The organism is Actinomadura logoneensis, from assembly GCF_003428695.1.
GTDB lineage: Bacteria > Actinomycetota > Actinomycetes > Streptosporangiales > Streptosporangiaceae > Spirillospora > Spirillospora logoneensis.
On the sequence record NZ_QURH01000948.1, the window covers coordinates 1 to 7997 of the forward strand.

Sequence of the window (7997 nt, forward strand, 5' to 3'; positions counted from 1 at the left end):
CCGCCGACGGCCCGGCCGCACACCTCGCGTGTGCCGGCCGGGCCGTCGCCGTCCGGGCCGCCCCCTGCTGTTCGGGCTGCACCTTGCTGGTCGCGATACGCCCGCCGTTCAAGCTACGCCCCGCGTTCGGCACCGCCCTCGGAGGCGTCCGCCCGCCGACGCGCCGCGCCCCGGAGCCGGCGCGTCCGCGCGGGGACGCCGGTCATGGCGCGCATGATCACCCGTGGCTGGTCACCCGTTGCTCGTCACCGTGGGGATGACGGGGACGCAGTTGGGCGACTGCACCTGCATCGGGATCGGCATCGGCATGACGAAGCCGGGGAAGGGGAGGACGGTGAAGGTGCACGGGGCGGCGGCCGGATCGGCGGCGGAGGGCGTCGCGGCCTGAGCGGGGACCGTGCCCAGCAGGGCGCCGAGGATCGCCGTGGCCGCACCGACGGTAAGAGTTCTGGTCATCAAACAAGCTCCCGTTCTTCGCGCGGTCCCTCCCTGGGACCGATTCCACGGCGAGATACCCGATGGTCACTCTAGGTAACTGAGCATCGCGTAATGCAATGGCCGAGGTTTGCGCAGGGGAGTGGTGTCCGGGGAGCGGCTCATCCCGCGGATGCCGGACATGGCGCCCGGATGCCGGACATGCCGAAGGGCGCTCCGTCCGTCCCCGGTCGGGGATCGGCTGGAACGCCCTTCGGCGGCGGGGTCGTGCCGGGTCAGGCGAGGGTGAGGAAGAGCTTCTCCAGCTCCTCCTCGCTCATCGGGGGAGCGTCCTCCTCGGCGACGGCCATGCACTGGCGCATCCCGCTGGCGACGATCTTGAACCCGGCCCGGTCGAGGGCGCGCGAGACCGCGGCGAGCTGCGTGACGACGTCCTTGCAGTCACGACCCGCCTCGATCATGGCGATCACGCCCGCGAGCTGGCCCTGGGCACGGCGGAGCCGGTTGAGGACGGCGCCCTGCGCGGTCTCGTCGACCTTCATCGCTGACCTCCTGTCGAGCTGAGCGGCGGCCTCCATGGTACCCACGGGGGTATATGGACGGGCCGGTTCTGTAACGCGCGTCTCATGGCCGTGCGTCCGCGCGGTCCGGGCGGCGGGCTCAGTCATGGGAGAACCTCACCTCCGGCAGCAGCCGGCCCAGCCAGCGCGGGCACCACCAGGCGGCCCGGCCGGTCGCGCGCAGCAGCACCGGAAGCAGCACCAGCCGGACGAGCAGCGCGTCCAGCAGGACGGCCACGCCCAGGATGACGCCCATCTCCTTCGGCGGCAGCGGGCCGGACAGCGCGAAGGTGAAGAACACCGCGACCATCACCCCGGCCGCCGCGAAGATCACCCGGCCGGAGCGGGCGAGTCCGCCGATGACCGCCTGCCGCGCGTCGCCGGTCCGCTCCCACTCCTCCTTGGCCGTGGCCAGCAGGAACACGGTGTAGTCCATCGCGATCGCGAAGATCATGGCGAAGAAGAACACCGGCGCCCAGCCGTCCAGGAAGCCCTGCGGGGTGAAGCCGAGCAGGCCCGACCCGTGGCCGTCCTGGAACACCAGCCGGGCCGCGCCGAACGCGGCGGCGGTGGACAGCAGGCTGGTCAGCGCGCCCAGCGCGGCGACCAGCGGCGCGCGCAGCGCGAACAGCAGCAGCAGGAAGCCGAGACCGACGACCGTGCCGAGCACCAGCGGGGTCTTGGAGTCCAGCAGGTCCTTCAGGTCGAGGTTCTCCACGGCCGCGCCGCCGACCAGGGCGCCGTCCGGCAGGTCCGCGCGGAGCCGGTCCACGGTCTGCGCGAGGGCCGGGTCGGAGGGGTCCACCTTCGGGACGGCCTGGACGAGCGACAGCCCGGAGCCGTCCGCGGCCGGGGCGGCGGGCATGACGCCGGCGATGCCGGGGTCGTTGCGCAGCACCGACGAGGCGGCCTCCACGCCCGACTGCGGGGCGATCACCTGGAGCGCGCCGGGCGCGCCCGGGCCGAACGCCTGCTGGACGGCCGAGTAGCCCATGCGGGCCGAGGCGTCCTCGGGGACGACGGTGATGGACGGCATGGCGGTGCGCAGTCCCACGACGGGCAGCGCGAGCGCGACCAGCACCACGGTCGCGGCGATCCCGAACAGGGCGGGGCGGCGCCACAGCAGGCGGCCCCACGCCTCGAAGCGGTTGGGCCGGGCGGTCGCCGCCTCCTTGCGGCGGGCCCACGGCGGCGTCCCGAGGTCGATCCTGCGGCCCAGCATCCCGAGCACCGCGGGCAGCAGCGTCAGCGTCGCGGCCAGCACGAACACGACCGCGAGCATGATCCCGCCCGCCATGGAGCGGAAGGCCGGCGACGGCACGAGCATCACGGCCGACAGGCTGACCAGCACGGTCACGCCGGACAGCAGGACGGCCTTGCCCGCGGTGTCCATCGTCTCGACGACGGCCCGGACGGGCCCGGAGCGGCCGAGCGCGTCCCGGAACCGCATCACCAGGAACAGCGCGTAGTCGATGCCGAGCGCGAGCGCGAACATCATCGCGAAGTTCATCGCCCAGATGGAGATCGGGGTCAGCTCGGTCAGCAGCACCAGCGAGCCCGCCGAGGCGGCGAGTCCGGCGAGGGTGAGCAGCAGTGGCAGCCCGGCGGCGACGAGCGAGCCGAACGCCAGCACGAGGATGGCCATGGTCACCGGCCACGACAGCATCTCGGACTTCATCATCGCGTCGTGGTTGGCCTTGTTGAAGTCGCTCCACAGCACCGAGGCGCCGGTGGCGCGCACCTGGACGCCGTCCGCCGACAGCTTGGCGAGCGGGTCCTTGAGGTCGTCGGCGGCGCGGACCATCTCGTTCGGGTCGGCCGCCGCGCCGGCGAGGACCACCGCGGTCCGGCCGTCCTGGCTGACGGTGGCGCCCGGCTGCGGCCGGACGATCTGCCCGACCCGGGAGTCGGCGTCCAGCACGCCCACCGCGCGGTCCACGACGGCCGCGACGGCGGGGTCGGTGACGGGCCGGTCGGCCTTGACGACCACCTGGATCGCGCTGGAGGCGTTGCCGCCGAAGTGGCGTTCGGCCAGTTCGCGGACCTGCACCGAGTCGGACCCGTCCGCCTGCCAGCCCGCGCCGGACAGCGCCGAGTTGACCTTCGGCGCGAACGCGCCGAGCACCGCGACCAGGACCACCCAGGCCAGCAGGACCAGCCGGGCGTGCCCGGCGGCCCAGCCGCCGAGCCGGCCCAGGATGCCGTCCCGTTCCGGCGGGCGGTCCGCCTTCCGCGTCCGCCTGCCGAGGCTCTGCGCCACGCTCATACCGCTCCTCTCCCTGTCAGACATACCCCATGGGGTATCCACCCGAGGCACTGTACCCGATACCCCAAGGGGTATTGAAATGTGGCATCGACCACCTCTCCGGTGGACTGCGTAAGGCCCCTGAGCTGCGGGGTTTCGGTGGGATGGCGGCTTTCGGCGGGCTTCTCGGCGGGCGGGTAGGGGTGCGCCGGAGATTGTCGGAGGGTGTTGATACAACCACTGAGGGTGTTCGCTCGGGGGAAGGGGAGGTCCGATGCCGAGGCGGCGTGTGGTGATCATCGGCGGGGGAGTGGCGGGGACGGCCGTGTTCGCGGCACTGGCCCGCGCCGGGGTGGACGCCGACATCGTCGATCCGCTGCCGCCGGGGTCCGGCACGGCCTTCGGCGTGCGCGACCCGGCGCTGCTGTGCAACACCTCGGCGGGGCTGATGTCGCTGCTGCCCGGGCTGCCGGACGACTTCGCCCGCGCGCGGGGAGCGCCCGCCGACGGCGAGGCCTTCGCGCCGCGCGCGGAGTTCGCGCGCTACCTCCGTGACGTCTACGAGAGCTGGGCCGGACGCCCCGGCGGCACGCACCGCCGGGTGGCCCGCCGGGCGGTGGCCGTCCAGCCGCTCGGGGAGCGCGACGGCTACCGCGTGCTGCTGGAGGGCGGTGCGCACCTGCCCGCCGACGACGTCCTGGTCTGCCTCGGGTGGGGTCCGCCCCTGGTCCCCGCCGGGCTGCGCGGCCGTCCGGGCATCGTGCCCAGCCCCTTCCCCGAGGGCCGGATGCTGGAGGCGGTGCCGCCGTCCGGGCGGGTGCTGGTGCTGGGGACGAGACTGTCCGCGATCGACGCCGTCCTGCTGCTCACCCGCCACGGGCACCGCGTCACGATGGCCTCACCGTCGGGGGAACTGCCCGCCGTCCGCACCCGCACCGTCCGGGGAGCCGTGCGGATCGATCCGGCGCTGGTCGCCGCCCTCGACCCCGCCGATCCGCAGTTGACCCGGCACATCCTCCACCTGGTGACCCGAACCCTCGGCACAGCTCTGACCTGCGCGAACGGAGGAGGAAGCGTGGCGGAACGCCTGCGGTCGGAGGTCGAGGCCGCCCGCCGGGGCCGGGTCGGCTGGCAGGACGTGCTGGTCGAGCTGGTCGACCTCGCCAATCCGCTCCTCGTCCGGCGGGACGGGGAGGCGCGCCGCCGAGTCCTGCGCGCGTGCGAGCCGCTGATGCGCTACCTGGGCTCCTTTCCACTCCCCAACGCCGAACGCCTGCTGGGGTTGCTGGAGAGCGGTCAGGTCAGGGTGCGCGCCGGAGTGCCGCGGCGGCTGGACGGCGGAGTGCCGCGACGGCTGGACGGCTCGTCCCCGTGGCGGGTCGAATGGCCGGACGGGTCGTCCGAGGGCTTCGACGCGGTGGTGTGCGCGACCGGCTTCACCGCCAGGCGCCCGCACCTGCGGAACGGGGCTCTGATGCTGACGTCCGACGCGGCGGGAGCGGCGGGTGCCCCTCTCGAACTGGACGCCGACCTGCGCCTGCGCATGGACGGCCGGACGTACGGCCGCATGGACGGCCGCATGGACGGCCGCGCGGACGGCGGCACGGACGGCCGCAGCGAGCGGATCTGGTTGCTGGGCGTCTCGTCCGGCCCGCGTGTGCCGTTCGTCAACGCCGTCCACCACGCCACCGACCAGGCCGAGGCGTTCGTGCGGGCCTTCTCCGGGAGTCCGCCCGCGTCACCCGAACCGGGCCGTCCACGCGTCGAGTGACCAGGAGGCCTGGTCGAGGAAGGGCAGGTCCGAGCGCACCATCGGACGGACGGCCAGCATCGGCAGCGGACTGCGCAGCGGCCGGAACGCCGGGTTGCGGATGCCCGCGGCGGCGGGCGGCCCCGGATGGAACTCGCCGACCATCAGGCCGTGCCGCACGAACGACGGCTTGAGCCGCCGCTGCGCGCCTTCGATGACCCTGCCCCAGTCGTCTTCCCCGACCTCGGGGAAGACGACGAGCAGCGCGCGGTACGGATCTTCCTCCCAGCCGCCGGTGCGCGTGCGGTGCGGATCCTTCGCCCAGCCGTCGGCGTGCGTGCGGTCGGCCGTGAACCAGGCGAGGTACCGGCGCATCACGCGCGCCACCTCGTCGGGTCCGTCCGGGCGTGTCGGCCTGACCGCGCCCAGAAGCCGGCCGCCGTCGAGCGCCCGCCGCGTGTAGGGGCACACCGCGCCGGGGCGGCCCAGCTCCGGATGCGGACGGCACAGGTAGTCCCGCACCCAGCGGGCGGTCAGCACGAGCGGGTCGGACGGCTCCGGAGGCTCGGAGCGCGGCGGACCGGGGCGGCGGTCGAGCGCCTCCCCGGCCACGAGCGGCCGGGGAGGCTCCCATCGTCCGGTCATCGAGCCGAGAACACCTCGACCGGCTCGTCGGAGACGTAGAAGCGGCGGGCCTCGGCCAGCAGCGCCCGGGTGCTGATGTGCCCGTCGCGGTCGGTGTCGAGCCCGCGGGCCGACGCGGACGCCTGCCGTTGGTTGGCGCCCATCGCGGTGAGGACCTGCGTCCACACGTCCACCGAGACGCGGCCGTCGTCGTCGTGGTCGGCGACGGCGATGACCGCCTCGGCCCAGGGGCGCAGCGAGTCGTCGAAGCCGCGGAGGCCCGCGTGCAGCGACTGCTGCGCGGCGGCGAGGAAGGCGGCCCGGTCGATCGGCCCGTCCGGGTCGGCCTTCGCGCTGCGCGCGAGCCCGTCGAAGTACAGCCGGGCCCCCTCGATCAGCGCGCGGCCCTTCGGCGACCGGGGGTTCTGCCGGAGCGCGCGCAGGATGCCGTCGGCCATGAACTCCAGGTCCAGGCGGGAGATCGCGCCGTCGTGGTTGCGGTCGAAGGTGGCGAACCGCTCGGCGATCTTGATCTCGTACGAGCCCCGCCTGGCCCGCCGCTCCCGCTTGCCGTTGCGTGGCTGCTTGTCCCGTTTGCCGCCGCGCGCGGGCTGCCTGGGCTTCTTGGACGCGCTCACATGGCCCTCCATGGACGTGATTGTCGCGATTGGCACCCCTAGCGTTACCCTGCGTGACTTCTGGTAGCCGAGATCATCTCTCTGGCGATCGGTAAGAGTCGGCAAACCGCCGTACGCGCTGCGGGGGTTAGAAGCGCAGGGTCACCGCGACCGGTAGGTGGTCCGAGTAGGGGACGGGCGCCTTTGCCGGGTCCTGGGCGGTCAGGCCCGGGGTGACCAGGATGTGGTCGATCTGGTCGGTCGGCCTGGGGCGTGCGGGGTAGGTGGCGAACGGGCGGACGGCGGCGAACGCGTCGTTCAGCCCCGCCCCGAGGAGCACCTGGAACGCCCGGTCGCCCGGCTGCATGTTGAGGTCGCCGCCGAGGACCACCGGCACGCCTCCGGCGGCGGCCGAGCGCGCGATCCGGGCGAGCTGTTCCGCCTGCGCGAGGCTGCTCCAGCCCTCCGGCGGCTGGGTGTGCGTGGCGACGAACCTGACGACGCGTCCGCGCCACCGCACCCCGACCTCCAGCGCCTGGGCGCCCGTGGGGCCGCCCTTCGCCAGGACGTGGTTGCGGACGGATACGACCGGCAGGTTCGTGAGCAGCGCGTCGCCCCACACCTCGTCCCCGGCGGGCGCCCAGACGGGCTTCAGCCCGAGCCGGTCCGACATCAGTCTGAGCTGGTCGCGCCCGCCGTTCAGGAACCAGCCGCGGTCGACCTCGCTCAGCAGCACGACGTGCGGACGCAGCGACCGCAGCGCCGCCGCCTGTCCGGCGGCGGCCATCGTCCCGTCCATGCCGTAGCCCATGCGCAGGTTGTACGCGGCGACGCGGAGCCCGTCGCCGGGCGCGGCACTCCAGGACGGCGTGCCAGGCAGGGCCATGGCCAGCGGAATCACCATCGCGGACGCGACGGCCGCGCCGAGCACGGTCCACTGCCGTCCCCGTTCGGGACGCTCTGTCCGCGTGAACGAGACCGCTGCGACCAGCACGGACGCCGCGAGAGGCACCCACCGGTTCGGCATTCCGAGGTCGTAGGCCGAGTAGTAGGCGAAGAAGAGCACGACGAAGACCAGGAACCCGGTCGCGGTCGCCACTCCGCGCCGCGCCGAGAAGCCGCTGGCTCCGGCCTGCGAGCCTTCCTCGCCTACGGTTTGGCGCGAGGACGAGCGGGCCGCCCAGCCCAGGCATCCGGCGAGGGCGAGCTGGCCCGCGACCTGCGCGGCCACCGTCCAGGTGGGGGAGACGCCGTGGACGCCGTCCACGGTCGCGCGCCCGAAGGCGAACCCGGCCGCCGACAGGACGAGCACGACCCCCGGCACCACCGGATGGCGCGTCCAGGTCGCGGGCCGTTCGACGACGCCGACCGAGAGGACGGCGCCCACCGCCACGACCACGGCTGCCCAGGTCGCGCCGTCCGCGCTGGCCTGGGCGTGCGACGAGCTGCCCGTGTAGAGGCCCCACAGCAGCAGTGCCGGTCCGAGCGTCCACCACAGGCGGCTCCCCGAACCGGTCTCGTCCGCTGGGCGCGGTCGGGGGCGCAACGTGAGAGCGAAGAGTCCGAGTTCCAGCGCCAGGACCAGCCATGGCCACGCGCCCGTCCGCCAGGCCAGGTCGGTGCCGCCGAGTGCCGCGTGCACCACGCCCGACGCGGCCAGCCCGGCGACGAACCCGGTCGCGGCCGGACGCGCGTCCCGCGTGGTCGCGGCGGCGGCGACCAGCCAGCACAGCCCGGCGAGCAGTCCGGCGCTCGCCACCGCCGCC

At 74.1% G+C, this 7997-nt stretch carries 7 protein-coding genes; 1 reads left to right on the plus strand and 6 read right to left on the minus strand.

Annotated features, from left to right (window positions below; translation table 11 throughout):
* Nucleotides 1–231: 231 nt before the first annotated feature.
* From DZF91_RS32020 to DZF91_RS32030, 3 genes are all read right to left on the minus strand, one after another.
* Nucleotides 232–456 (minus strand): hypothetical protein, encoded by a 225-nt coding sequence (locus DZF91_RS32020; protein ID WP_117360797.1) that lies wholly within the window; start codon nt 454–456, stop codon nt 232–234.
* A gap of 254 nt (nt 457–710) precedes the next feature.
* On the minus strand, nt 711–977 hold the full coding sequence (locus DZF91_RS32025) for a metal-sensitive transcriptional regulator (protein WP_117360798.1): 267 nt from the start codon (nt 975–977) through the stop codon (nt 711–713).
* A 118-nt stretch (nt 978–1095) separates the two neighbouring features.
* Nucleotides 1096–3261: an MMPL family transporter gene (locus tag DZF91_RS32030; protein WP_117360799.1), complete on the minus strand. Its 2166-nt coding sequence runs from the start codon at nt 3259–3261 to the stop codon at nt 1096–1098.
* A gap of 253 nt (nt 3262–3514) precedes the next feature.
* Between DZF91_RS32030 and DZF91_RS32035 the strand changes: the two genes are divergently transcribed.
* Complete coding sequence (locus DZF91_RS32035; protein ID WP_117360800.1) at nt 3515–5011, plus strand: FAD/NAD(P)-binding protein; 1497 nt, start codon at nt 3515–3517, stop codon at nt 5009–5011.
* Here the strand turns inward: DZF91_RS32035 and DZF91_RS32040 are convergent.
* The 3 genes from DZF91_RS32040 to DZF91_RS40675 all read right to left on the minus strand — a co-directional run.
* Entirely contained in the window at nt 4979–5635 is a 657-nt protein-coding gene (locus DZF91_RS32040) for a DUF6875 domain-containing protein (protein ID WP_147341489.1), read from the minus strand. The two genes, DZF91_RS32035 and DZF91_RS32040, sit on opposite strands and share 33 nt — an antisense overlap.
* Complete coding sequence (locus DZF91_RS32045) at nt 5632–6264, minus strand: EF-hand domain-containing protein (RefSeq protein WP_117360802.1); 633 nt, start codon at nt 6262–6264, stop codon at nt 5632–5634. The genes DZF91_RS32040 and DZF91_RS32045 overlap by 4 nt, the downstream gene beginning before the upstream one ends.
* Before the next feature lie 115 nt (nt 6265–6379).
* Nucleotides 6380–7997 (minus strand): endonuclease/exonuclease/phosphatase family protein (locus tag DZF91_RS40675; RefSeq protein ID WP_158588097.1); only part of this gene is annotated, 1618 nt, incomplete at its 5' end.

Excerpts from the sequence above, each read along its gene's own strand:
- DZF91_RS32020 (WP_117360797.1), bottom strand. The coding sequence starts at position 456 with ATGACCAGAACTCTTACCGTCGGTGCGGCCACGGCGATCCTCGGCGCC.
- DZF91_RS32045 (WP_117360802.1), bottom strand. The coding sequence starts at position 6,264 with ATGGAGGGCCATGTGAGCGCGTCCAAGAAGCCCAGGCAGCCCGCGCGC.
- DZF91_RS32035 (WP_117360800.1), top strand. The coding sequence starts at position 3,515 with ATGCCGAGGCGGCGTGTGGTGATCATCGGCGGGGGAGTGGCGGGGACG.
- DZF91_RS32025 (WP_117360798.1), bottom strand. The coding sequence starts at position 977 with ATGAAGGTCGACGAGACCGCGCAGGGCGCCGTCCTCAACCGGCTCCGC.
- DZF91_RS32040 (WP_147341489.1), bottom strand. The coding sequence starts at position 5,635 with ATGACCGGACGATGGGAGCCTCCCCGGCCGCTCGTGGCCGGGGAGGCG.
- DZF91_RS32030 (WP_117360799.1), bottom strand. The coding sequence starts at position 3,261 with ATGAGCGTGGCGCAGAGCCTCGGCAGGCGGACGCGGAAGGCGGACCGC.